Genomic DNA, 26300 nt, shown 5'->3' with positions numbered 1-26300 from the left:
CTTCTTTTTTTCATGGTCTCTTCTTTCGAAGTAACCGTCCCTCCCTTGCGGAGTGGTGCAAAGATAGGGAGTTTACTAACAAACTTCCAAGCCTTTTGTTCTTATTTATTTCATTTTGCCGCTAACTCGCTGTGAACTTGGTCGATTGTTTTTCTCCGGACGGGTTCCGGTGGGGGTCCCGCGGGCTCCGGGGGACAAAAAAGGCGGGTTATATCAGAATATGCACTGGATCTGCAGTGGATAAGCCGTGGAAAGGCGGAGCAAGGGGATGGTGGAACCGCAGCGGATACGCAGTGGAAAGGCAGGATTGCCTATGGGCTAGACTTACGCCACAGCAGCGCAGAACCGGGGAATGCGGCGAAAAAGTCGCCGCAAGGCCAGCTATACGCAAAAAAACAGTGAAGGGAGAAAAGTGCATGGGCAGCGGGAATCAGAACCGGAGAATGGACATCTCAGCGAACCCCTGAAAAACAGTTGCCCGGAACAGAAAAAAACCCGATGGGACGGTCTCCAAGTCGGGATGACGGACAGGCGGCGGATAGACAGGCCTAAAAACCGCAGCAAAAAAAACCCACCACCATAGAAAAACAGCCCGAAAACAGGGGGTCTCAGGGTAAGGACAAATCCAGAGTTTAGTTAGGGTTTGTTTAGGTTTAGTTTAGGTATTACTTAGGTTTTGTTTAGATTTTAGCTAAACTAAACCTAACTAAATGCTAGCCTAATCGTAGACTACTACTACGTTAATATTGGAACTATCCCTAAAAAATACCGGAAGTGATATCCCTGAAGGCAAAAGCATTCTGTTTCGGGATCGTATTCACCCCTCCCTGCTATCTCCTTCGGCTTTTCTCAAACGTTTACCGTCCTTTTCCTATCTTTTGTTTAGGGAAATTCCGGACATGGGAATCGGAAGGGTAAAAAACAAGGTCTTTTACTTTCTATCGGGACTATAAAGTTTGATCTAGATTAAAAAATTACGAAAAGGGATTACTTGTATATAAGATGTTAAAGATATTGAATACTTTTATTCTAAATAAACATCATATTAGTCATGATAGATTATAACGCACTTTTAAAACAGGTAGAAGAATTTTCGAACGCTTATATTATACAGAATATCTCCTCGTGTCATTGTTTTCACAACAGTATACATACACATTCAGTAGTACAAGCTGCAGAGGAGATTTCCTCGTTTTATAAGTTAAATGACGAAGATCATTTTATAGTGATCAGTGCAGCCTATTTTCACGATTTAGGTTATGTAAAATCTGACAATGCGATTGGCCATGAAAAAAGAAGCGTAGAAATCGCTTTAGACTTCTTAAAGGATAAAGGCGTAACCGAGGAGGTAAAAGAAAAAATCAAAGGTTGTATCCTCGCCACCAGAATGCCCCAAGACCCCAACAATCTATTGGAACAGATCCTTTGCGACGCCGACTTGTTCCATTTTGGAGGAGAGGACTTTGAAAACAGGAATAAACTGATGAAGACCGAAGCAGAGGCTGTACTAGGTAAAGAAATTGATAAGGATGTTTGGCGTGCCGGCACTATAAAGCTCTTAGCAAGCCATCATTATCATACAGATTATGCCCAACAAAAGCTCAACACAAAGAAAGAGGAAAACTTAAAAGAACTTGAACGTAAGCAGGAAAAGTCCAAGGACAAGAAAAAAGAAGACAAAAAAGAAACAAAGAAAGAGAAAGATAAAAGTGTCAAACCTGAACGTGGTATAGAAACAATGTTCCGGATAACATCGTCCAACAACCAACGTTTGAGTGATATGGCTGATAATAAAGCTAATATTTTATTGACCGTTAACTCTATCATTCTATCTGTCGTTATTGCCGTATTATTCAGAAAATTAGATAGCAACGAACATCTTATATTTCCAACAATTATTCTCACTGTAATTGTTGTGGCCACCATGGTCATGGCTATACTTTCAACTATACCCAAAATACCCTCCGGAAAATTTTCAAAACAGGAGATTGATAATAAATCTGTCAATCTATTATTTTTCGGAAATTTCTATAAAATGAACCTAGATGACTATAATGAAGGAATGCAAAAAGTAATGATTGATTCCGAATTTTTATACGGCATGCTTACAAAAGATGTTTATTCCCAAGGAGTTGTATTAGGCAGGAAATACAAATTATTGCGTTATGCTTATGGCATCTTTATGTTTGGTCTGGTTATCTCTGTTATTTCCTTTGTTATTGCAACACTATTGTAAAACAGATACTCAGCATAAATTCATCATTTTTTAATTATGTTTCGGATGAAAAAAGAAGACCTGTACATCAATAGAGATATCAGTTGGCTTTCCTTTAATGACAGAGTACTTACCGAGGCTGGACGTAAGGAGGTCCCGCTATTGGAAAAATTACAATTTCTTGCTATTTTCTCATCTAACCTCGATGAGTTCTACCGCGTACGGATGCCTGTATTAATGGCATGGAAAAAAATTAAAAAGAAGGCAACTGATCAAGTTGTCCCGAATCTTGACATTGGAACGTATAAAAAGGCCTCTAAAATTATCGATAAACAGCAGGAAAAATTTGGATTCCTTTTAACCGATATTATCCATCAGTTAACTGAGGAAAATATTATTCTGATCTATAACCAGGAGATTCCAGTAACGATAAAACCTCTTGTAGCCAACTATTTTTTTAATACGATAGCCTCTTACCTGCAAATAATCCCCGTTGACGAAGAATTTTCCTTTTTTCCGATCAACAACCATCTATACTTTGCAATGACAGGCAATAATACAACAGACTTGTTCATTGTCAACATACCTGCCGATCGCATCAATAGATTTTTCACTTGTCAGGTCAATTCCAAGACTTACGTTGTCTTCATCGATGATATCATTAAGCTATTTTTACCGGGTCCACTACAAAGTAAAAGTTTAAATTTTTATTCTTTCAAAATCACTCGTGATGCTGAACTCAATTTACAAGATGAATTTGATGGTGATATAGCGCAGAAAATAGAGGCAGAGGTCAAAAAGAGAGATCTTGGTTATGCAACTCGATTCTTACATCAACCAGGTTTTCCAGACCAGCTTATCGAAAGACTCGCTATTCTTTTTGACTTAAGAAAAAGTAGCATTGTCACTGGTGGATATTATCATAATTTGAAGGATTTCTTCTCTTTCCCAATAAAAAAGGGAGAATTGTCTTTTCCACCACAGCAACAACTAGAAGCACATCAGGACTTTGAGCATTCCATTTTTGACCAGCTTGATCAGCATGATATGCTAATATGTACTCCTTATGAATCTTTTGATCCTATTCTTCGTTTTTTTAATGAAGCAGCAATAAACCCTGACGTAGCAGAGATCCATACCACGCTCTATCGAATTGCCAGCGATTCGCATATTGCCCAAGCCCTAGCTACCGCAGCTAAGAATGGCAAAAAGGTGAATGTATTTGTTGAGTTAAAAGCACGTTTTGATGAAGCCAATAATATTCATTGGTCAAGAATTATGAAAGAACAGGGGGTAAAGATCAGTTATAGTATCCCCAACCTTAAAGTACATGCTAAAATTGCCCTTGTCAAACGAAAAGATGGAAAAGAGAGCGCATTGTTCGGGACAGGCAACTTAAATGAGAAAACTGCCAAGGTATATACCGATTATTTCTTAATGACATCCGATCGCCTGCTGACAGAAGAACTAAGCCTACTATTTGAATTTTTACCCAACAGACAGAAACCGGATAAGCCAACAGATATTCCATTTCAAGAGCTTTTGATAGCTCAATTCAATCTAAAGCAGACTTTTGACAATTTGATTGATGAAACCATTACTCAGGTAAAGATGGGCATCGCCGCCTCAATAAAAATTAAGTTAAACAATTTAGAAGAAGAATCGTTAATCAATAAATTATACGAAGCCGGTCAGGCTGGCGTGAAAGTGAAATTATTGGTCAGAGGAATCTGCAGGCTTAAACCCCAGGTAAAAGGACTAAGTGAAAACATTGAAGTAAAACGGATCGTAGGGCGATATTTAGAGCACGGAAGAATCTTTATATTCCAATATGGAGAACATACAAAGGTGTATTTAGGTTCCTCAGACTGGATGAATCGTAATATCTACCATCGGATAGAGACCTGTTTCCCCATTACGGAGCCAGTATTGTCCAACAAGATTCAGCAGCTATTTGAAATTCAATTCGCTGACGACGTTGAAGCAACTTTCCTTGATGAGATGGGGCAAAACATACCTATAGAACATCCGACTGGCAATAAATCACAACAGCAAATTGTTGACTACTTAAACAACTGAATTCATGAAAGACGCTACACAATTAACAGCTCTTGCTCTAGGAATGATTTCCTCGGTATTGCTAGCTTGTAACCCCAGTAATGCGAATAAAGAACGTACGACTAGTGTGACCGACGTTACAACAGATAAACAACAACAGACAATTCCGTATAGATTATCATCTGGCGAAAAGATAAATTTGCCCGATGAACTGCTCGAAATATCAGGTATTGCATTTCTTGAAGGACAAGACCAAGATATCTATGCCATTCAGGATGAACAGGGGCTACTTTTCAGATACAATTTGTCGACTCAAAAGCTCACATTCAATCCATTTGGAAAGGATGGTGATTACGAAGACATTGGCATTAGTAAAACACATTTCTTTATTTTAAAGAGCAATGGGGCTGTCTATTCCTTTCCCATCACGGAGAAAGATAACATACAGACGGTCACCGAACAAAAAGATATTTTACCCAAAGGTGAATATGAGGGGCTTTTTGTAGACAAAACAAGTAACCTTGCCTATATACTCTGTAAAGAATGTCGTACGGACAAAAAACAGTCACAAACTACAGGATATATTTTCTCCATTGGAGCCGATGGCAAGTTCAATCCACAAGGTGAATTTGCAATTCAGATTGATGAACTGAAAAGATTTGATCCGAAAATCAAAAAAACATTCAAACCTTCAGCCCTTGCAAAGAAAACCGACAGCAATGAATGGTACATTTTATCCTCCATTGACAAGGCACTTGTTGTAACGGATGAAAATTTCCATGTCAAATCTATAACAGCGCTGGATCCAAAGCTATTTCCACAACCAGAAGGCATCAACTTTGATTCAAAATTCAATCTTTACATCATTAGCGAAGCTGGCGATCAAGACAAAGGAATCATTTATAAATTTGAAAAATAATAAGCATGCAACGGGTCTTACCATTCTTTTTACTTTTTCTCGCTACACAAGCTTATTCTCAGCAGAAGAATAAGTCGAATTCGACAATTGACACGCACAAAGAGAAATCGCTGATACAAGCAGTGATTAAAGACAGTACTATTGTTGTAGCAAATGCAAAGTATGGGAAGGCGAGTGGATTTAAGAAGTCATTTCTTGGAGAAAATTATCGTAGAGAATGGGCTGCAGAGACCACCTTACCCCTGTTACAGCTCTCTAGATTATATGGCGGTCTGACCCCTATTAAACAGGGCGGAGGGATGCAATCCATTTCGCTCAGGTTGACAGACCCAACAGGTAGAGAATGGGCGCTGCGATCAGTAAATAAACGGACAGAGTCTTTGATTCCAGAGGAATTGCACGGCACCTTTGTACAGGATGTGTTGGACGATGCGACAAGCGCACAACATCCTTATTCCGCATTGATGATTCCAGCGTTAGCTAATGCAGTGAAGGTTCCACATGCACACCCCATTATAGGAGTCGTTGCGCCGGATACAATCCTCGGCGAGTACGCTCCTTTATTCGAAAACACTATCGCCCTATTAGAAGAACGAGAGCCTATGGGCGACTCCGACAATAGTCCAAAAGCCGTGCGCAAGCTTCAGGAAGACAACGATGATGATTTCAAACCCAAGGCATACCTAAGGGCACGTATGCTGGATGTAATCGTCAGTGACTGGGATCGTCATGAAGATCAATGGCGTTGGTATAATGAAAATCAGGATACTGATGATAAAGACAAGGATTATGTTCCGATTCCGCGGGATCGAGATCAGGCCTTACGTGTGACACAGGGTTTCTTGATGAAAGATATTTACCAACAGTTTGTCAACCCCGTTATGCAGGGTTTTACAAAAGGCATTCCAAATATCCGATACTCCCTTTTCAAATCCAGATTTTTAAATGCACATCCAAGCAATCAGCTCTCCCACAAGGAATGGACAAAAGAAGTAAATCAGTTTGTTTCCAGTCTGACAGATTCGGTACTCTGGCAATCTGTCAAAAGCTTACCCCAATCATCCATCGCTATTCGCGGGGAACAGATTTTCCGTACCCTTCAAAGCAGACGCGATGCTTTGCCGGCGGCAATGGAAGAATATTATCGTTTTATCAATAATATTGTCGACATCCATTTCAGTAATAAGAACGAAAAGGTGGAGATTGTCAACACCAAAGATGAGGGATTAAAAATCATGGTGTCCAAAATCAACAAAGATGGAAAGGTGACTAAAACCCTCATGGACAAGACTTATGAAAAGAACTTAACAAAAGAAATCCGACTATACCTTTCTGAAGGTCAGGACTCAGTGTCCATAAATAACGTAAATTCGCCGATAAAACTGCGGATTATTGGCGATAGTCTGCCAAAGACCTATATAGTTAACAATAGTAAATCAAAGATAAAGCTCTACGAAAATACGGCCGGCTCCACTTTTTTAGGAGAAAAAGGTCGAATCAGGCTACATCAAGGTAAGGACAGCTTGAATACACAGTTCGTTCCCGTCAATCTATACAATTCTTGGCTCCCTTTGTTAACAGCGGGTTATAACGCTGATGATGGCTTTTCTCTCGGACTTGGTGCTGCATATACACATCAACGGGGTTTTAGAAAAACGCCTTTTACCTATAAACAACAGATTACTGTGGCAGCGGCATTCCGAACAGGGGCCTATAAAATTCATTATCGTGGCGAATGGGAAGATGTAATAGGCAATGCCGACTTTGTCCTCGATGCATTAGCAAAAGCCCCCGACAACACGCAGAACTTTTTTGGCGTTGGCAACAATTCCCTATTTCTAAAAGATCAGTATGGCGCGAAATACTACCGTAGCAGATTCAATATTTTCAATGTCAACCCATTACTGCGGTGGCACCCTTCGTCTACGCTGAATTATGCTATTGGTCCCCATATCCAGTTCTATCACCTGGATCCAATTGAAAATCAGGACCGTTTCATTTTAAATCCGCAAGCGCTCCATTCTTACGATAGTGTTTCTATTACCAATGATAAAGCTTTCGTTGGACTAAATGCTTTTCTGACGCAAGATACACGTAACCGCAAGATCAATCCAAGTAAAGGATTATTTATCAAGGCAGCGCTACATTCTTTTTTGGGCTTAAATAAATATTCCAGAAATTCAGGCCAACTAAGCGCAGAAATGACAGGCTATTTTAGTGCACTGAATGAAGGTATCGTATTCGCAAATAGAGTAGGCGGAGGAACCGTCGTGGGCAATCCAACATTCTATCAATATCTATTTCTAGGAGGTCATGAGAATCTTCGTGGTTTTCGCCAATATAGATTTGCTGGCGAGCAAATGGTATACAACAACCTAGAAGCCCGCGTCAAGATTCATGAGGTAAAAAGCTACGTTCTCCCGGGAGAACTAGGGATCATGGGGGTGTATGATATCGGGAAAGTGTGGGCAAAAGAACATAACAGCAAGACAGTCCATCAAGGACTCGGTGGCGGACTTTATTATATCGTCGCCAATGCATTGCCCCTTCACTTTGTGATGGCCAAATCTAATGAAGGTTGGTATCCCTATTTTAGTACCGGCTTCCGTTTCTAAAAGTGTTCAATAAATGGAAATAAAGAATATACGACTAGCCAAAAGTGAAAGCAGGCTATATAATATCGAGAAGAAGCTCCATTTCGAACCTTTTTTTCGTTATCTAGAGTCATTTACCGAAGGCGATGTATCTCCAGATGGTATGATTCCATTATTTGCTCTGGAACGCATCCGGGAGATTGAGCAGGTTAGTGGCAGGCTGTGTAAGCAAAACTTAAGTGCATATAAAGATATTTTACAGCTCATTTACAGCCTTTCGGTATCGCTAATTGACACCGCCCCAAAAAAATACTGGGCACTTGCAACACCACTCGCCGAAGAAACATTTTATGGCACAGAAGCCTTTTTCGAACTCTGGAAAAATAAGCTGGAGGAACAAGATCTTCAGGATCAGATGCAAGATGGGGGCATCCTGAACAATCAGGAAAAACTGATGTATGCCCTTATTTTTGAACGGTTATATGGACTTCCTGCCAAAGAAAATAATACGATCGTTTACTATCACTTAAATGAGCAGGGTGAAATCATTGATTATTATGATTTAAATATAGATTTCAAATTTGTTGATATTAAACCAAAAAAGGAACTTCCACAATTTGACGTAGGGCATCTGACCAACAATGCCAATGATACCTCTTTATTCGATTGGAATATTGTTGTCAATACAATTAAGATCGAAGATTTTGAGCTATCTGGATTTACCATCCTCACTGTCAAGAAAAGCAGTTTAGAGCATACTCTTAAGCGGATACAATCTATTTTATTGGATCTCGCAACATACAATTATCACCTCTTCTTATCTGATCTCGAAAAAATTATTGCTCCGATCTTGAAGGGATCAGATACAGTTTTCAGCCTGTTTCCATTGTTTCAGCTCAATGGACTACCATTTTTTGATTATTCCATTACCAATAAAAGTATTTTAATTTCGGAAGCTTACGCAAAGAACAGCTATACCAAGATCAATCCAGAAGTCGCCAATTATCTAAAACATCCGCATCTGATCTTCTACAATACAATGGATACTATTAAAAATACCACATCCATTTTTGATGAACGCATCAAGACATCCGGAGTCAAGACCTATCTATGCATTCCGTTGATACATAATCATTCTTTGTCTGGCATTCTAGAGATTTACAGTCATCAACTGGATCAATTGGATAATGAGACGATACACTCACTTCGTGAGCTTGTGCCGCTACTATCCCAATTATCACATGATATCACGACAGAATTCAAAAAACGTATTGACGAGATTATTATTAACCGGTTTACAACAATACAGCCAGCCGTACAGTGGAAGTTTAACCATATTGCAGCGCAATATATTCAGGAATTCGAAAATGATGAACAAAATGCGCATATCAAACCTGTTATTTTTGAAGAGGTATATCCACTCTATGGCGCTATTGATGTCAAAGATTCCACGGTCATCCGTAATGCGTCTATTTTAAAGGATTTTAGTTTCAAAGTAAAACAACTGGCTCTCCTTATTGACGAATTGTCTTTGGATGGCAGACATCAGCTCATTGTTGATTTTTCAAAACGTGTAGATCAGATTACCAGGTCGCTTGACCAGATCTCGTTTGATGAGTCTATGGTCAAGATCATAGAATTCTTCCGAAAGGATGTGCAACCATTTCTCGATGCGGCGAGAAGACAATTCACAACAAAGCATGCTATTATTGAGCATTATGCCCGTCACTTTTTTACCAATCGTGATACAGGTGAGTTTTATAGGAATGAATTTGAAACCTCTTTGCGTCAAGTAAACCATATTATCAGTAAAGAACTCAATCATTTCAACAGCTTCATTCAGGGCAATTACCCATCTTACTTCCAAAAATTCAGAACGGATGGTATTGAGTATGATATTTATGTTGGGGAATCTATTACGCCACAGCAAACTTTTAGCTCCGAGTTTATCAATATCTTTAGGCGGCAACAAATTATATCCATGGCCAGAATTGCATTAAAAGCATATCATGCAAAGCGCGATCTGCCACTGGCGCTAGAGACGACACAACTCATCTTCATCAATCCGCACAGTATTGACATCAGTTTTCGGGAAGATGAACGTCGATTTGACGTAGAGGGATCATTAAATATCCGTTACGAAATCATCAAAAAAAGAATAGATAAGATCCGGATAAAACGTACAAAGGAGAGGCTTACTCAGACCAACAAAATAGCAATTGTCTATTTATCGGATGAGATTTTAGAAGACCTAAATCTAAGTATACAAGCCATTTATGATATGGGAATAATTGAAAGCACTGTAGAACATCTCAAACTGGAAGATGTGCAGGGAATTGTAGGTTTGAAAGCTATTCGTCTTACAGTAAACCTAAACTACAGAGATTTCTCCTAAATTTGTCGAAATCTCTCTTTGCAGTAGAGTAAATAAATAGGAAAAATATTTTAAAAACAGGATTACGATGATAACTGATGCCAACTATTTTTATTTAAGCGATTTGCTTGGCACCTTATTTTTTGCAATATCGGGGACTTTATCCGCAAAACGTAAGGATATCGACATCTTTGGAGCAGCTTTTTTGGGCTTTGTGACGGCGATTGGCGGAGGCTCCATGCGTGATGTATTTTTAAACCTGCGTCCCGTTTGGGTCAACGACAGCAATTACCTTATAGCCATATTCCTGGGCATCTTGATCGCTATCGTATTCAATCGGCAGCTCTATGGTTACTATCGCACCCTAACACTTTTTGATGCCATAGGAATCAGCTTCTTTACTATCTTAGGTGTACAAAAATCATTGAACTACGAAAGTAACGTCTATGCAGCCATCATTTTCGGTATGTTTACTGCTGTTTGTGGAGGCATGACACGAGATATTTTGCTCAATGAGACACCATTGATCTTTAAAAAGGAAGTCTATGCAACAGCCTGCTTGGCAGGTGGATTAATCTATATCTTGCTCGTTCATCTTGATCTTGACTTGTCTTGGGCAGCTTTCATTGCTGCAGGTGTTGTCTTCCTCGTTCGGATGACTGCGGTCAAATACAGATTATATCTTCCCCGATTGGATTGAGGGGTGAGATTTGGAAATTATTGCTGTTAACAGCAAAAGAAAAAGCGCTAGTATGGACTAACGCTTTTTCTTTTGTTGTGGAAATTTCATTTTATAGCTCACTCGGATATTACCTTTGGCAATTGCATCCAATCTGCTTTTCAACATTGTTTTCTTCAGCGTACTTAGTTTGTCTGTAAACAATTTCCCTTCAAGATGATCATACTCATGTTGAACGACACGTGCTGCCAATCCAGTTAGATCCACCTCATGTTCTTCAAAGTTCTCATCCAAATAATTGATGCGAATATTTTTGTGACGAAGCACATCTTCATTAATATCGGGAATACTTAGGCAACCTTCACCAAAAGCCCATTTTTCACCGGATTCTTCGACCATAATCGGGTTGATGAAAACTCTTTTGAAAGACTTAAGCATTTCTTTATTCTCTTCGTCATCCTCTGCAAATGGTGTCGCATCAATAACAAACATACGTATTGGCAGACCTATCTGTGGTGCAGCAATCCCAACACCATGTGCGGCATACATGGTATCATACATATCATCAATCAATTTTTTTAAATCGGGATAGTCTTCATCTATTTCTTCAGCGACCTTTCTCAATACAGGGTCGCCATACGCCACTATCGGAAGTTTCATAGTACTATTATATTTTGCACAAAGGTACGGATAATTATTAAAAGCGAATATTTCGTCAAAACTTCCATAAAAGTTACATTTGTCTTATGACTCCATCCTTTAAAGACTTGGCTATTCGGTTAAAAATTGGCCTCGAACGACAGCTCGAAGTACAACTAACCCTGATCGAACTTGATGGATTTATACAAATCACCACTACTGAAATAACAAAAAATATTTTTATTTACCCTAATGAGCGATTTTTTCGCTATCAGATCTCTGAATCTGGCATTCATATAGATGAAGATCAATTAACGCAAAAATTCGATCTCATCGTACAGCGCATCGTTGCCAAATCAAAGAATAATAGACGCATCTATGCCCGGAAAACTGTCGTTGCCCGCATTGATAAAAAAGTGAGTCAACGGTTCCTCGTGGAACATCATCTACAGACAGCTCTCCCCGGAAAATATCGGTATGGACTATATGAACAAGGTGAACTCGTTTCTATTGCTGTATTTTCTGGCGGACGCCGCATGAATGATAAAAATGAAGAATACCGCTCCTTTGAGTTATTGCGTTTTTGCAATAAATCGGGTTATAATGTGATCGGTGGGCTAAGTAAATTAATCACCGCATTCGCTAAAGATTTCCACCCGGGAGATATCATGACATATACCGACCGAGATTGGAGTCAGCATTCCTCATTGGAAAAAATAGGTTTTACAACAAAAGAAATTACGTCTCCTATTAACTTCTGGGTAGCGGGACGACATCGATATACCTATCGCAGCGAAGAAGAGCTACAAGCATTAATGGAGCGAGCACCAACTGGCTTCCCAAAGGAAAACATGGGCAGCATCAAGATGATTTTATATATAAAATAAGCTAAATTGTGTATATTGTACACTGTATTAGTTTGAAAAAAAATAAATAATCAAAAATAATAACGTTATGAAGAGAAAACTTCGCATGGGTATGGTCGGAGGCGGAAATGATGCCTTTATTGGAGCCGTACACCGCATCGCTGCTTTTATGGATGGCAAGATTGAGTTGGTTTGTGGTGCATTTAGCATCGATCCACAGATTTCAAAACAATCTGGAGAAGACTTATTTGTAGCCCCAGAGCGCGTCTATCTAAACTACGAAGAGATGATCGAGAAAGAATCTTTGCTTCCTGATGGCGAACGCATGGATTTTGTAACGATTGTTACTCCCAATTTTCTACACTTTGCTCCAGCTAAATTAGCCTTGGAAAATGGTTTCGATGTTGTCGTTGAAAAACCTATGACAGTATCTGTTGAAGAGGCAAAAGAATTGCAGGAGACTGTAGAGCGCACAGGCCGTACACTATGTTTGACACATACCTATTCGGGTTACCCGATGGTAAAACAAGCCAAAGCGATGGTAAAAGAAGGCCACTTTGGTAAAATAAGAAAAATTATTGTTGAATATCCACAAGGATGGTTAAGCCGTTTAACCGAACGTGAGGGCAATGCAGGTGCTGCTTGGCGTGCGGACCCAAAACGCTCAGGCAAATCTTTGGTAATGGGAGATATCGGTACCCATGCGGCTCATCTTGCAGAATATGTTTCAGGATTAAAAATCGAAGAATTATGTGCTGATTTGACAACATTTGTTGAAGGCCGTCTATTGGATGATGATGGATCGGTATTGTTACGTTTCGAAAATGGTGCAAAAGGAGTATTGATGGCATCACAGATCTCAGCAGGAGAGGAGAATGCAGTCCGTATCCGTATTTATGGTGAAAAAGGAGGGTTAGAGTGGGCCAATGAAGATCCGAACAACCTGATCATCAAAATGCTCGATCAACCTCGTCAATTATACCGTACAGGAAATGCTTATGCAGCTCCATATACTTTGAGTTCTTTTGCTACACATAATACGCGTATTCCTGCAGGTCATCCAGAAGGCTTATTGGAGTCGTTTGCGAACATTTACCGCAACTTTACCTTGACTGTCACTGCAAAAAGAGAAGGCAGAACCCCAACGGCTGAACAACAAGATTTTCCAACTGTTTACGATGGTGTAAGAGGTATGACTTTTATTGATACTGTTGTAAAAAATAACGAAGGAACAGAAAAATGGACTAAATTTGTCGTGTGATAGACAGATTAGAACATATACTTTCTCTTTTGGAGCGGACACCTGTTCCAAAAGAGAAAGTAATCGTTATTCTAGGCCCAACAGCCTCTGGAAAAACCAAAGTGGCAGTACAGCTTGCCCAACAAATTGATGCCGAAATTATCAGTGCGGATTCCCGTCAAATTTACAGACGCATGGATATCGGCACAGGAAAAGACCTCACTGAATATCAGGACATTCCCTATCATCTTATCGATATACAAGAACCGGGCGCGAAATACAATCTTGGAAATTTTATCACTGATTTCAATCAGGCCTATCGATCCATTTTAAACAAAGGTAAACATACAATCTTATGCGGTGGGACGGGTTTATACTTGCAAAGCGTTATCCAACGGGCGCCCTATGCATTGATTCCGAGCATCGAAGGATTCAAAGAAGCGCTTTCGGAACAGACTGAATCAGCATTAATGGAACGGATAAGCTCTTATACATGTCCCCAAGACTTTCAAATTGATCATTCTACCAATAAACGTATCATCCGCGCCATCGAAATACTGGAGTTTCTCAGACAAAATCCAGATTTCAAACCCGAACAGCAAGCGCCTGACGCTCTTGTCATTGGACTAAATCCAGCTCTTGAAAAAAGAAGATCAAGCATCAGTAAGAGACTGAATGAGCGAATAGAAAACGGTTTTCTACAAGAAGTCGAACAACTATTAGCCGACGGAATTTCCCATGACCAACTACAATATTATGGGTTAGAGTATAAATATGCGTCTTTTTATCTACTTGGACAGCTGGATTACTCAACCTTCTTCACAAAGTTAGAAACAGAAATACATCGATATGCTAAACGTCAAATGACTTACTTCCGGAAAATGGAAAAAGATGGGATCAAGATCCATTGGATATAAACAAAAAAGGGCTAGTATTGCTACTAACCCTTTTCGTTAATCTCTTTCTATTATAACTTGATTTCCTCATCTTTCGCATTGAAGAAGTGGAATTCAGTTAGGTAATATGACGTCATTGGATTTACTTTAATCCATTTACCGTACTTCATAAACCATTTCATTCTTTTAGAAATCAAACCAGACTTAATGTAAGCGTCTATGTATGGGTGAACACATAAGGTCACCTTTTTCTCATTCTGTTCTTGAAGAATAAAACTCAAATTATTCTCAATATCATCCATCAGGACAATACTTGATCGGATTTCACCTGTACCATCACAAGCAGGACATTTCTCGTTTGTGACAATATTCATTTCAGGTCTTACACGTTGACGGGTGATCTGCACTAAACCAAATTTACTTGGTGGCAAAATCGTATGTCTCGCTCTGTCCGACACCATACATTCTTTTAAGAACGTATACAACTCTTTTCGATGATTGGGTTTGTGCATATCGATAAAATCGATGACTACAATTCCCCCCATATCACGCAAACGCAGTTGCCGCGCGATTTCTTTTGCTGCTTCCATATTGACCAGCAATGCATTATCTTCCTGATTCTCCTTATTGGCAGAACGGTTACCGCTATTGACATCAATTACATGTAGAGCTTCGGTATGCTCGATAACGAGATACGCACCACCCGGCAATGTAACGGTCTTGCCAAAAGCTGCCTTGATTTGCTTTTCAACTCCGAAATGGTCGAAAATTGGTTCTTTATGTTTGTAAAGTTTTACAATTTTCTCCAGATCTGGAGATATATCGTGTATATATGATTTTGTTTCTTCGAAGATCGAAGGATCATTAACATAAATATGCGAAAACTCATCCGTTAGGATATCCCGTAGAATAGTGGATGCACGATCCATTTCGCCGAGAACCTTTTGCGGTGGTTCAGCATTACGAAGACGTTTGGTAAATAGCTCCCATTTTGAGATCAGGTCCAATAAGTCTCGCTGTAGTTCTTCGACACCCTTTCCTTCAGAGACTGTACGGATGATTACCCCAAAATTAGCTGGCTTAATCCCTTCGACAATCTTTTTGAGGCGGTTGCGCTCGTTACTACCTTTGATACGCTTGGAAATGGAAACAGTACTTGAGAAAGGTACCAAAACGACAAAACGACCTGCAATTGAAAGGTCTGAGCTCAGACGAGGTCCCTTTGTTGAGATGGGTTCTTTGGCGATTTGTACTGGCACGAGCATATTTTTGCTCAAGACATCAGAGATCTTACCAGCTTTATCGATATCCTTTTCAAGTTTTAAACTATTGAGCAGTTTCTCTTGATAACTGCCATTCTTTACTATACGCGTAAGCTTTAGCAAAGATTGAACTTGTGGACCCAAATCTAGATAATGTAGAAAAGCATCCTTTTCGTAGCCTACATCTACGAAAGCCGCATTCAGCCCCGGCATAATCCGCTTGATTCGTCCAAGATAAATATCTCCGACAGCGAAATTGTTATTTGCGGGCTCGCGGTTAAGTTCAACAAGCTGCTTGTCTTGTAGTAAAGCAATAGTTACCCCTTTATCAGGAGTTGAATCGATAATTAATTCCTTTACCAAAAGCTACTCATTTTTGATACCTATGCAATATCCTATCGCAATTTTTGGTATCCGATTAAACATTTAAAGAACGTTGTTACGAAAAAAACAATCTACACACCCATAAAGACATGTAGATCGTTTCGTAAAGCTATCTCAGCAAAATGGGCCAAGATGTTTAAAAGCTTAACACAAGACTATTTTTTCTTGTGTCTATTTTTTCTTAAACGTTTTTTACGTTTGTGAGTAGCCATCTTGTGTCTTTTTCTTTTTTTTCCGCTTGGCATAGCTAAATTTTTTAATGATTATAAAATAATAAATTAATTACTTGCTCAATTCCCCGATCTTGCGGTCGATGAATTGTGATAGGGACGGATCAGCTGCCAGCTCTTTACTTTTTTGAAAAGCAGTCACGGCCTCCTTTTTCATCCCAATATTTTCATAGCCTGTGGCTAAGTAAAAGTATGACTCTGCATCGGGTTTTTGATCGATAACGGTCTTAAAACGCTCGATGGCTTTGTCAAACTGACGGGACTGTAATGAAAACAATCCCAAAGTTTTATTCGCTTCTAAGTTTTTCGGATCAGCAGCAACAACTTCACGCAATAGCGCAATACCTGCCATTGGATTGTTTGTTCCTGATACCATTGCGGCACCTAATCCTGTTTTTGCATCAAGACTACTTGAATTAGCTTTTAACGCCGCCTCATACGCATGAATCGCATTCTGATTAAGAGCTTGAGCTAAAGTAGAATCTTGCAAATTAGTATAAGCAGCACGATAAGCATTACCCGCTTTCAACCAATATTCAAATTGAGGAGAAACCTTTGCCATTTCCTCATACACAAATGCCTGAGGGGCTGGTTTTGCGACATCGTCCCACTTATTTGCCAACTGTTGCAACAGCTTTATCTTATCTTCACCAGAAGCTTTTGCAACTTGGGCCTCAATATCGGAAATTTCTTTGACTAAACTAGCATCTAAACCTTGTTTTGTCATCGAAGAGATATTTTCCAAGTTTACTTCATTGGAAGGTTTCGATTCAGATGCTGCAGCAGTTTGTTTTTCTTTGTCCACCAAACCTTTAATAGGCTGTGCAAATAGCACAGCAACCAAGGCTACTACTGCTCCTATGACTATTATTTGTTTGGTTTTTGCCATTTTAATCTATTTTAAGATTATTTATTGCCGTTTTTTACTTTCTCAACGAAAATTTTAGCTGGCTTGAAGCTAGGAACAAAGTGCTCTGGAATAATGATTGCTGTATTTTTTGAAATGTTTCTTGCAGTCTTCTCAGCTCTTTTTTTGACTACGAAGCTACCAAAACCTCTTACATATACATTTTCTCCTCCGATCATTGCGTTTTTGACAACTTTGAAGAACGCCTCTACGGTCTCTTGAACATCTACCTTCTCTAAGCCAGTTTTGTTAGAGATTTCTGCAATAATTTCTGCTTTAGTCATATCTATTTTACTGTAATTATTTATTTTTCAACCCTTAAGCCAACTAATGTTTGGGGATGCAAAAGTATTGTTTTAAAATGAGGAATGGAAATTATTTAAACACTTTTTTGATAAATAAGCTTCCAAAAGCCAAACATTTACAATCAATTAACGAGATTTCACATCGATCAAACCGCTAAATAAGTTTCAAAATTAACAACAATTTCCTAATTTACAACAAGTTGATTCAATGGATGTCATAAAAAAATCAAGATATGCCAATTGCATGACTAATACGTTCCAAATCTTCCCGAGTATGGTGTGCATTGACAACAATTCTATTCAATAATGGATCCGTAGGAAGGGGATAAGGGAAACTAGAGACCAATATACTTGCTTCCATCAGCCTTGCATAGAGACTAATATCACTGGAAGAGAAGACCGGAAAATTAGCGATGGTATTTAAATATCCTTTTGAAAGCGATGCGAAATAAAGAATATTTGCCTGCAATTTCTCAAATTGCTTACGATAGATCTGCTCTCCATTTACAAAAGCATAAAGGCTCGCTGGGGAACTCGGGGAGGCTCCAGTATAAAAATTTGATTTTTTAAGCTGTTCTATCCGTTTCTGGCTGGCCAAAATCAGGCCGGCGTCTGTCGCTAAGCCCTTTGCCAGGGAGGCCACGACAATCAGCTCCATATTTTCTCTCAAAAAACCACGCTCCAACAGTGAAATGCCATTTTCATGCAGCACACCGATTCCGTGAGAATCATCCAGCAATAGGGTAACCCTTTTAGCATCCGAAATTTCATCAAAAACCGAAAAATCATATCTTTCAGGCTTCATGTTATCCAGGCTATTGCTAACAATAACAAAAGATGTTTCTTTGGATTTATTAATATAATCGACAGTATGGAAGCTCCAATCCCTAAAATCGCCAACTACACCTGGGTTTGCGTCAAGCCACAAGGAAGGATGGCTAGCTGGTGCATAGAGCAATTTCCCCTCTTGCGACAACGTTTTGACAACAAATTGAGTCGCCAAGTAACCGCTTGACAGCAATAATCCATACTCAAATCCAAATCGCTGCGCCGCATATTCCTCGGCTTTGTCAAATATAGCTTGCTGTACATTGTTATTGCGAGAAGTACCGTTATTAACGCCATAACGTCTTACCCCTTCGATGAAGAGTTCGGTATATTCATTATCCGTCGCCAGGCCCAAGTAGGAGGTTCCTCCAAAAAAAAGGGATTCCTTTCCATCCAAGTAGATGGATCGTCCAGTCGGTTGATCAAGTTTCGTAAAATTTTTCATTTAAACACTTAGGGGGTGTCCTCACAAAGGAAGGACAGTCCATTTTTCATTAATACTGCTCTTAACCCCAAACACGCTTCTTTAAATTTTCAATTACCGAGGGGAGCGCTTTTCCTTTTGGACAGTTTGATTTCAATCAATAATACACATTTGGTTTGACATCTATCCATTGCGGCGGGAACATTTATTTCCTAATCTTTTGATCTACTCATAAACAAAGGGTAGCATTTCAAGTGGCAATTTCCTAGCTTACGAACCATCTGTCAATAGACATTCCCATCAGTCCTTCAAAACCTCTGGGTTGGCGATATGTTGTGGTGTTCCTTGCGCAAAAGCAACAATATTTTCAAAAGCTAACTTAAACAACTGTTCGTAGCCATTTTCTTCAACGTAGCCCAAATGGGGTGTACAAATCACATTCGGCAGCTGCAACAATGGATAATTGGCGTCTGTAATAGGTTCTGACTCGTAAACGTCAACCGCAGCTGCGCCTGGTGTCCCACTGGTCAAAGCATCCAAAAGTGCGCCTTGTTCAACCAATTCCGCACGCGAAGTATTTACGAATAGTGCTGATGATTTCATGGAACGCAGATCTTCCAACTTTACGATAGCTCTGGTTTCTGGCACCAACCTCAGGTGCAGTGTTACCACATCCGCAAAATGAAAGAAATCCGACTTACTTGATGCTGCTAAGAACCCGTCTTTTACTGCCTCTTCCCGAGAATTTTCGCTACCCCATACAATCACCTGCGCGCCAAAGGCCTTTGCATACTGGGCAACCCGGCACCCAATCTTTCCGTAGCTCCATATCCCTATGGTTTTCCCTGCCACAGACTGACCAATATTCGACTGCCATTGCCCCGCTTTCATCGCTGCAATTGCTTGTGGCAGCTTCCTCAAACCATTCATAATTAATAGCCAGGTCAGTTCGGCAGGTGCGACCGGGGATCCCATACTTTCTGCAACAGCAACTTTATAAGCACTGCAAGTCGCCAGATCAAGGTGGTTGGAAATCTTACCCGTTTGGCTGATGAGCTGGAGATTTGGAAGTCTGCTGAGCAGATCAGCAGAGATTTTCGTTCGCTCTCTAATCAGCACCAACGCTTCTGTATTTTTAAGCTTTTCGGCTAGTAGAGCCGGATCTGCATAGGATTGTTTCAATATCTGAACATCGTGACCATCAAGTATTTTGAAACAATCCAGCTGTCGGACAGCATCTTGATAGTCATCTAAAATGGTAATTTGCATCTTTCTGTGACTTAATTTACACCGCTCTTTAACACGATCGGTTCTCATTTCAAGCATTAATTTACAGCATAAAATCGGAATACGACATTTCATCATCATATTTTGACATTTCATCCACTCTTTTTCGTGGAAGCAATTGCTCTCTTCCATTTTTGGATAAAAGTCAATAAAATGAAGCTGCTATTAACCTTACTATTTTTAAGTACCACCACCGTTTTCGCACAATCTATTCTCAAAGGCAGGGTAGTAGAGAAAAATGGTAAACCTATCTATTTAGCCAATGTTTATATAGAAGGTACCTACGATGGGAGTACAACAGACTCGCTCGGAAATTTTACTTTTGAAACCAATGAGCGGGGTGCCAAGACAATTAAAGCGTCCGTTGTAGGTCGCCCACTGTATAGCAAATTCATTGAATTACCATATAAGGAACTTTTGATCATTCAATTGCAGGGTAGTGAGAATCGATTGCAAGAGGTCAGTATTCAGGCAGGGGTCCTTCAAGCCAACAGCTCAGGCAAAAACACGGTGATGAGCCCCTTGGACATCGTCACGACGGCAGGAAGCATGGGCAACATCATTAGTGCTTTGGCAACATTACCGGGGGCACAAGTTGCGGGAGAAAACGGACGTCTCATGGTTCACGGCGGAGATGCCTCCGAGACACAGACTTACATTAATGGAATACGGGTAGCACAGCCCTATACCGCAACCCCAAATGAAGTTCCTGTCAGGGGTCGGTTCTCGCCAATGCTCTTTAAAGGCGTCAATTTTTCTACCGGAGGTTATTCTGCTGAATTTGGTAATGCCTTATCCAGCATTTTGGCCCTTAGTACAGAAAACACCATTGAACAGCCCAAAACAGAAGTTTCCTTATCATCTGTGGGCCTTGGTCTAGGGCATACATTACAATGGGGTAAGAACTCACTGACCTTCAACAGCAGCTATACAAACTTAAAGCCCTATTCAAAAATCATAACTCCCGACATCAAATGGACCAAACCCTATGAAAACGCTTCCGGAGAACTGATCTATCGCCATCAGTTTAGAAAAGGCTTTCTAAATATTTATGGGGCGTACAATTTTGAAAATATGGGGCTTTACCAATCCGACATCAATTACGAGGAGCCTATCCCATTGAAAAAGAAGTCCAACAATAGCTACGCCAACATCACCTATAGTCAAGACTTAGGAAATCGCTGGGCATTCAATTCAGGCGTTGGAATAGGCAATCTGACAGACAAGCTCCATTACAGCGACATTTACCTGCCCAACGACGAAAAGAGCCTCCATGTAAAAGGAACCTTAAGGAAAACCTGGAAAAACAGTATAAAAAGCATTTGGGGAATAGAATATTTTGACAACAATTACAAGGAAGAATACCATCGTCAAGAACTCGCCTACAGCTATGGATACCATAGCAAAATGACTTCGCTGTTTACCGAAACCACTTTTGGCCTATTACCTAACCTTATTGGGAAGATCGGACTGCGGGGGACTACCTCCAATTTACAAAACAAGAACACGATCGAGCCAAGGGCGTCCTTGGGCTACGCTTTGAACAAGTATACCCAGCTCTCGCTGGCTTATGGAACGTTTCATCAACAAGCTCCAAGCCCATTTTTAAAATATGATCCTCAGCTGGATTGGCTAGCCGCCAGACATTATATCGCAAATTACTTTTACGAGAAAGGTGGACACCTGTTGCGTCTGGAAGCCTACCATAAGACATACGACAACCTGATAAAATATAACAGCCAAACAGCGAGGTACGACAGTCAATATGACAACAATGGCAACGGCAAGGTCAAAGGCTTTGATGTATTTTACAAAAACACCAGTAGCGTAAAGAATCTTCAATACTGGATTTCATACTCCTACACAGACAGCAAAAGAAATGAAGCGAACTATCCCCATACAGTTACTCCCTCTTATGTTTATAAGCATAGCCTTTTTATTGTTGGAAAATACTGGTTTGCAGACCTCAGATCACAGCTCAGTTTGACAAATTCGTTTGTTTCAGGAAGAAATTACAATGACCCGAACCAAACCGCTTTTATGAATGGTCACACCAAAGGATATAATAATCTATCTATGAGTTGGTCATTCCTCTACAGTCAACAAAAAATTATCCATTTCTCTGTCAGCAATGTCCTCGGAGTTTCACCGATCTATGGATATCAATATGCAGACCGACCAAATACACAGGGTATTTATGATCGTAGAGCTATTGTGCCTACAGCTAAACGCTTTGTCTTTTTGGGCTATTTCTGGACAATAAGTAAAAATGAAAAAGACAATCAACTGGATAATCTATAACAATCAACAACTCATCATCAAAATATGCCGGTTCATCCAAAATTATTCCCAATTGCAAGCAACTATCCGCAATTTCACTGGAGTTCAACAAATATGAACCAGCTATAGAAGAATCAAAAATGTTAACCACTAAACGAAAAATCATGAAATCATTTATTATCGCCATTATCTGCTTCATAAGCAGCAGCACATTTGCACAAAGTAACTACGAAAAAAGTATGGGGCAAGCTATGAGCTTATGGCAGTCCGGAGAGATACAGAAAGCATCTGCAGTATTGGAACGAATTGCCCAAGCCGAAAAGGACAATTGGATTCCGACCTATTATCAGGCAATGATCCTGACGACAGCCGCCTTCAGGGAAAAGAACAAAGAAACACAAGCAAAATACATAGAATCTGCCGAAGACATCCTGAATAACAGCACGCAGGACAATAACTCGGAATGGCTTGTGTTGCGAGCAATGAATAAAACCGCATTAATGGTAACCGATCCCATGACAAAAGCCAAGGAGCTATCACCAATCATCATTGGTTTGTATAAAAAAGCATTGGCAATCAAACCTAGTAATCCACGCGCGATGTTGGGGCTTGCTGAATTCCAGATGAACGCAAAAAAATATTTCAATCAGGACAGCAGTAAAGAATGTGAGGATGTCAAGAAAGCACTATCTTTATTCAATGAAGAAAAAGTGACTGTTCCCTTTTCTCCTTCTTGGGGTAAAGAACGGGCAGAACAAATACTGAAAGAGTGCAAATAATATTGCTGTGAAGAGATTTCCATTTAAAGCCATTATTCAGGCCATATTAGCAAGTGTGGTTGTCTCCATCTATTTTGTAGTTGTAGCCAAACTCGATCATAAAGACATCCCTTTGTTATCGATCATCTTACACCCTAATATGGTCAGAGGTTTATTGTATGGGTTTTTTCTCTTTCTGAGTCATGGCTATCTATCAAAATGGGTGGCGGATAAGTACCCAAACAGTAAAGACTTTGGGAAAAAAATGGTTGTTTTTTATGGTATCAGCTTTATCTTGACCATACTTGTCGTTTTTTTAGTGAATGCTTTTCTTTCGGGTCTGTTTATCCCTACTGGTTCCAAAGACTTTCTCCAGCGCTTCAATCATTTTATTAATCAGCAGCGTGTTGCTTACTACTTTCAACTTGCGATTATCTCCTGGTTTATTTCAATGCTATTTTTTGGCTTCTATTTCTATAAGAGGTTCAAAGACTATCAGATTAAAGAATCGGAGCAGGAAAAACAACAGATAACAGCCCAATTCGAATCTTTAAAAAACCAATTGGATCCGCACTTTCTATTCAACAGCTTAAATGTGCTGAATGGGCTGATTGAAGAGGATCCCAAAAAGGCTAGCCTGTTTACAACAGACCTGTCAAGGATATACCGCTATGTACTGGAACACAAGGACAAGAGTCTTGTTAGTTTACAGGAAGAACTCAGGTTTTCAAAAGCCTATTTGAATCTTCTGGGCCTACGGTTTGAAGCAGGTATTCAGATTGATCTACATATTTCTGAAGACGAGATCCATGGTTTTATTTTACCGCTTTCTCTTCAATTGCTCATCGAAAATGTAGTGAAGCACAATGTTATTTCGTTAAAGAGCCCACTGATGTTAAAGATTTATCGTAAAAACGATTATTTGTATGTTGAGAACAATCTACAAAAAAAGAAAGTGCTCAATAGCAACTCTGGCATCGGTTTAAAAAATATCCAGGAGCGTTATGCATTATTGTCCGATCAACCTGTTTACATTCAGGAAAGCGCTGATTTATTCGCTGTGGGGCTGCCGATTATTGCCGAAACAGTAGCATGAAAGCCAGCTAATTCAAAAACAAGTCAATGCCAGTAGTATTTGATGACAAGGATCAATCCGGTCCAAGAGACCATTAATTAAAACAAAGGAAATACCAGTAGCAATTAAATGTCGTAAGCAGGCAGGGATGACCTGAAGGCGAAATAAATAAATCACTCAGGGATCAGACGATCAATGAGAACGAAAATACGCAATGAAAATATTAATTATAGAAGACGAACTTCCTTCTGCGAGACTGCTCCGAAGAAAATTGGAAGGGCTCGGTTACACGGTGTCAGCCACACTACAGACCGTAGAAGAATCGATTGAATGGTTTAGGTCAAATGACGAACCTGATCTACTTTTTATGGACATCCAACTTGCTGATGGCATATCATTTGAGATCCTCGAGCAGATAAAACCTAGTTCGGCCATTATTTTCACGACAGCGTATGATGAATATATGTTACGGGCATTTAAACAAAACAGCATCGACTACCTGTTAAAGCCAATTGAAGATGAAGAACTGGAAAACGCGATTGAAAAGTTTCTGCAGTTTAGGCGCCCAGTCTCTCCATTTGATCTAGCAACTTTTGAGGCATTATTTAAAAATACCACCCAAACATTTAAGGAACGTTTTACCATCAGGATCGGCCAGAGCCTCAAGGTTGTGACCACCCAACAGATCGAGTGCATTTACAGCGAAAACAAAGGCACCTATTTATATACCAATGAAAATGGGAATTATCTGTTCGACCAAACACTGGATGCCTTAACCCCACAATTATCGCCCAAAGATTTCTTTCGGATCAACCGAAGTGCTATCGTGCAATTTGATGCCATCAAAAACATTGCTGTACACTCCAATGCGAGATTAAAAATATATCTCAAGCATTATGAATCTGACGAGCTGATCGTTTCGAGGGAGAAAGTTGTTGCTTTCAAAAATTGGCTCGATAAATAAGCTCGGATTAAACACACTTTACTATCTGGAAGCTTTTAAATCACATACAAGGATCCAGCTCAATTCATCGAACGAGCACTTAGCAGCAAGGAAAAGAAGAAGATAGTGGAAGAGGTTACATATTGAGCCTATAATTCAATGGAATACTGAATCTCAGAGACACGGCAAACCCCTTCATTGGCCGATAATCTTTTTTGTCTTTGATGGAAAAACCATATCCAAAATCAATATCCAAAAGTGTCGCCAGACTAGCTCCGACTTTAGGGGTGAACGTATAAGGCGTCACTTCTGCGCGCAAAAATGGGGTCAGTACATAGCTTTGCGGATAATATGTTAGCGCCGCTTCTGGAATAACCGCAAATTTCTTTTGCGTCCAGGTGAAGTTAGCAGTGGCATCTGCCCGCAAGATGTTATCACCAATAAATGGAAATGCAAAATAAGCTCCAGTTTTGATGATACTCCCTTTTTGGAACTGGTAACTCAATGTCGGGCCAATCAAATGGTCTTGTGCTGCTGCCTTTTTTCCAAAAGCGAGCAAAATAACCATACAACCTAACCAAAGTATATTTCTATTTTGCATGACTCGCCATTTAATAGATATGAAAATTCAATGGTATATTCACTCCTATGGATACGGTAAAACCATCTATTGGCTTGAAATTTTTCTTTGTATTATAATCGAATCCATAGCCTATACCCAAGTCGACAATTGAAAACAAACTCGCTCCAACTTTAGGAGTAATGGTATAGGGTGTCAATTCAGCTTTGACAAATGGGAACAGGACAAAGTCATTCAGGTAATATGTAAACCCTACTTCCGGAATTACCGTCGTTTTGTTTTCCATCCAGCTAAAATTGGCACCAGCATCTATTTTCATATACTGAAAGTCGTTTGGTGCAAATAAGCCCCAACCTGAAACTTTCAGGAAATTTCCGCTCTGATATTGGTACCCCACAGAAGGTCCCCAGATCCATCTATTATGTTCCTGTAAAGGTTTCCTCTGAGCCTTTACAAGCGAAAATGAACAACATAGTCCGGCAATTAATGACAGTGCTTTTAGTTTCATCCAGCTAAATTACAAACTATAATCTATTTTATGGAATACAACAGGCGCA

21 protein-coding genes are annotated in these 26300 nt (G+C 39.8%); 13 read left to right on the top strand and 8 right to left on the bottom strand.

Annotation, left to right across the window (positions count from 1 at the left end; all coding sequences use genetic code 11):
- The first annotated feature begins 1051 nt into the window (after nucleotides 1-1051).
- The 6 genes from ABFX33_RS12295 to ABFX33_RS12270 all read left to right on the top strand — a co-directional run bounded on the left by ABFX33_RS12295 (nucleotide 1052) and on the right by ABFX33_RS12270 (nucleotide 10860).
- Nucleotides 1052-2236 carry a Pycsar system effector family protein gene (locus ABFX33_RS12295; protein ID WP_346086281.1) on the top strand — a complete coding sequence of 395 codons (1185 nt, stop codon included), beginning with the start codon at nucleotides 1052-1054 and terminating at the stop codon, nucleotides 2234-2236.
- A 45-nt stretch (nucleotides 2237-2281) separates the two neighbouring features.
- On the top strand, nucleotides 2282-4294 hold the full coding sequence (ppk1, locus tag ABFX33_RS12290; protein WP_346086280.1) for a polyphosphate kinase 1: 2013 nt from the start codon (nucleotides 2282-2284) through the stop codon (nucleotides 4292-4294).
- Between the two features lie 4 nt (nucleotides 4295-4298).
- Nucleotides 4299-5192 (top strand): hypothetical protein, encoded by an 894-nt coding sequence (locus tag ABFX33_RS12285; protein WP_346086279.1) that lies wholly within the window; start codon nucleotides 4299-4301, stop codon nucleotides 5190-5192.
- 5 nt (nucleotides 5193-5197) lie between these two features.
- Nucleotides 5198-7807 carry a BamA/TamA family outer membrane protein gene (locus tag ABFX33_RS12280; RefSeq protein WP_346086278.1) on the top strand — a complete coding sequence of 870 codons (2610 nt, stop codon included), beginning with the start codon at nucleotides 5198-5200 and terminating at the stop codon, nucleotides 7805-7807.
- A gap of 13 nt (nucleotides 7808-7820) precedes the next feature.
- A complete protein-coding gene (locus tag ABFX33_RS12275) occupies nucleotides 7821-10181 on the top strand; it encodes a GAF domain-containing protein (RefSeq protein WP_346086277.1) in 2361 nt (786 codons plus the stop codon).
- Between the two features lie 67 nt (nucleotides 10182-10248).
- Nucleotides 10249-10860 carry a trimeric intracellular cation channel family protein gene (locus tag ABFX33_RS12270; RefSeq protein WP_120261354.1) on the top strand — a complete coding sequence of 204 codons (612 nt, stop codon included), beginning with the start codon at nucleotides 10249-10251 and terminating at the stop codon, nucleotides 10858-10860.
- A gap of 57 nt (nucleotides 10861-10917) precedes the next feature.
- Here the strand turns inward: ABFX33_RS12270 and def are convergent, their stop codons facing one another.
- Nucleotides 10918-11499, bottom strand: coding sequence for a peptide deformylase (gene def / locus ABFX33_RS12265; RefSeq protein WP_257096156.1), 582 nt, complete (start codon nucleotides 11497-11499; stop codon nucleotides 10918-10920).
- Nucleotides 11500-11585: 86 nt separating this feature from the next.
- On the opposite strand from def, the gene ABFX33_RS12260 reads away from it, so the two are divergent.
- The 3 genes from ABFX33_RS12260 (at nucleotide 11586) to miaA (ending at nucleotide 14501) form a co-directional block, all read left to right on the top strand.
- On the top strand, nucleotides 11586-12365 hold the full coding sequence (locus ABFX33_RS12260; RefSeq protein WP_346086276.1) for a hypothetical protein: 780 nt from the start codon (nucleotides 11586-11588) through the stop codon (nucleotides 12363-12365).
- Nucleotides 12366-12432: 67 nt separating this feature from the next.
- Nucleotides 12433-13605 carry a Gfo/Idh/MocA family protein gene (locus tag ABFX33_RS12255; protein WP_346086275.1) on the top strand — a complete coding sequence of 391 codons (1173 nt, stop codon included), beginning with the start codon at nucleotides 12433-12435 and terminating at the stop codon, nucleotides 13603-13605.
- Complete coding sequence (miaA, locus tag ABFX33_RS12250; protein ID WP_346086274.1) at nucleotides 13602-14501, top strand: tRNA (adenosine(37)-N6)-dimethylallyltransferase MiaA; 900 nt, start codon at nucleotides 13602-13604, stop codon at nucleotides 14499-14501. Before ABFX33_RS12255 ends, miaA begins: the two co-directional genes overlap by 4 nt.
- 50 nt (nucleotides 14502-14551) lie before the next feature.
- On the opposite strand, the gene ABFX33_RS12245 is transcribed toward miaA, so the two are convergent.
- From ABFX33_RS12245 to ABFX33_RS12220, 5 genes are all read right to left on the bottom strand, one after another.
- A complete protein-coding gene (locus ABFX33_RS12245) occupies nucleotides 14552-16105 on the bottom strand; it encodes an Rne/Rng family ribonuclease (protein ID WP_077436961.1) in 1554 nt (517 codons plus the stop codon).
- Between the two features lie 303 nt (nucleotides 16106-16408).
- Nucleotides 16409-17245: a tetratricopeptide repeat protein gene (locus ABFX33_RS12235; protein WP_104384819.1), complete on the bottom strand. Its 837-nt coding sequence runs from the start codon at nucleotides 17243-17245 to the stop codon at nucleotides 16409-16411.
- Nucleotides 17246-17262: 17 nt separating this feature from the next.
- Nucleotides 17263-17547 (bottom strand): HU family DNA-binding protein, encoded by a 285-nt coding sequence (locus ABFX33_RS12230; protein WP_028071165.1) that lies wholly within the window; start codon nucleotides 17545-17547, stop codon nucleotides 17263-17265.
- 247 nt (nucleotides 17548-17794) lie between these two features.
- Complete coding sequence (locus tag ABFX33_RS12225; protein ID WP_346086273.1) at nucleotides 17795-18841, bottom strand: 8-amino-7-oxononanoate synthase; 1047 nt, start codon at nucleotides 18839-18841, stop codon at nucleotides 17795-17797.
- Between the two features lie 279 nt (nucleotides 18842-19120).
- Nucleotides 19121-20089 (bottom strand): D-2-hydroxyacid dehydrogenase family protein, encoded by a 969-nt coding sequence (locus ABFX33_RS12220; protein ID WP_346086272.1) that lies wholly within the window; start codon nucleotides 20087-20089, stop codon nucleotides 19121-19123.
- A 171-nt stretch (nucleotides 20090-20260) separates the two neighbouring features.
- On the opposite strand from ABFX33_RS12220, the gene ABFX33_RS12215 reads away from it, so the two are divergent.
- The 4 genes from ABFX33_RS12215 to ABFX33_RS12200 all read left to right on the top strand — a co-directional run bounded on the left by ABFX33_RS12215 (nucleotide 20261) and on the right by ABFX33_RS12200 (nucleotide 25184).
- Nucleotides 20261-22408, top strand: a complete 2148-nt coding sequence (locus ABFX33_RS12215; RefSeq protein ID WP_346086271.1) for a TonB-dependent receptor — start codon at nucleotides 20261-20263, stop codon at nucleotides 22406-22408.
- Between the two features lie 143 nt (nucleotides 22409-22551).
- Nucleotides 22552-23166, top strand: coding sequence for a tetratricopeptide repeat protein (locus tag ABFX33_RS12210; RefSeq protein ID WP_346086270.1), 615 nt, complete (start codon nucleotides 22552-22554; stop codon nucleotides 23164-23166).
- A 7-nt stretch (nucleotides 23167-23173) separates the two neighbouring features.
- A complete protein-coding gene (locus ABFX33_RS12205; protein WP_346086269.1) occupies nucleotides 23174-24241 on the top strand; it encodes a sensor histidine kinase in 1068 nt (355 codons plus the stop codon).
- Nucleotides 24242-24434: 193 nt separating this feature from the next.
- On the top strand, nucleotides 24435-25184 hold the full coding sequence (locus ABFX33_RS12200; protein ID WP_257096140.1) for a LytR/AlgR family response regulator transcription factor: 750 nt from the start codon (nucleotides 24435-24437) through the stop codon (nucleotides 25182-25184).
- 115 nt (nucleotides 25185-25299) lie between these two features.
- Here ABFX33_RS12200 and ABFX33_RS12195 read toward each other — a convergent pair whose 3' ends face one another.
- Nucleotides 25300-25764, bottom strand: coding sequence for a hypothetical protein (locus tag ABFX33_RS12195; protein WP_257096139.1), 465 nt, complete (start codon nucleotides 25762-25764; stop codon nucleotides 25300-25302).
- Between the two features lie 10 nt (nucleotides 25765-25774).
- Nucleotides 25775-26251, bottom strand: a complete 477-nt coding sequence (locus ABFX33_RS12190; protein WP_257096138.1) for a hypothetical protein — start codon at nucleotides 26249-26251, stop codon at nucleotides 25775-25777.
- Nucleotides 26252-26300 lie beyond the last annotated feature (49 nt).

This window comes from Sphingobacterium ginsenosidimutans, assembly GCF_039536865.1.
Lineage (GTDB): Bacteria > Bacteroidota > Bacteroidia > Sphingobacteriales > Sphingobacteriaceae > Sphingobacterium > Sphingobacterium detergens.
Note: the sequence above shows the minus strand (reverse complement) of the source record. Positions and strands in the feature narration are given on the sequence as shown.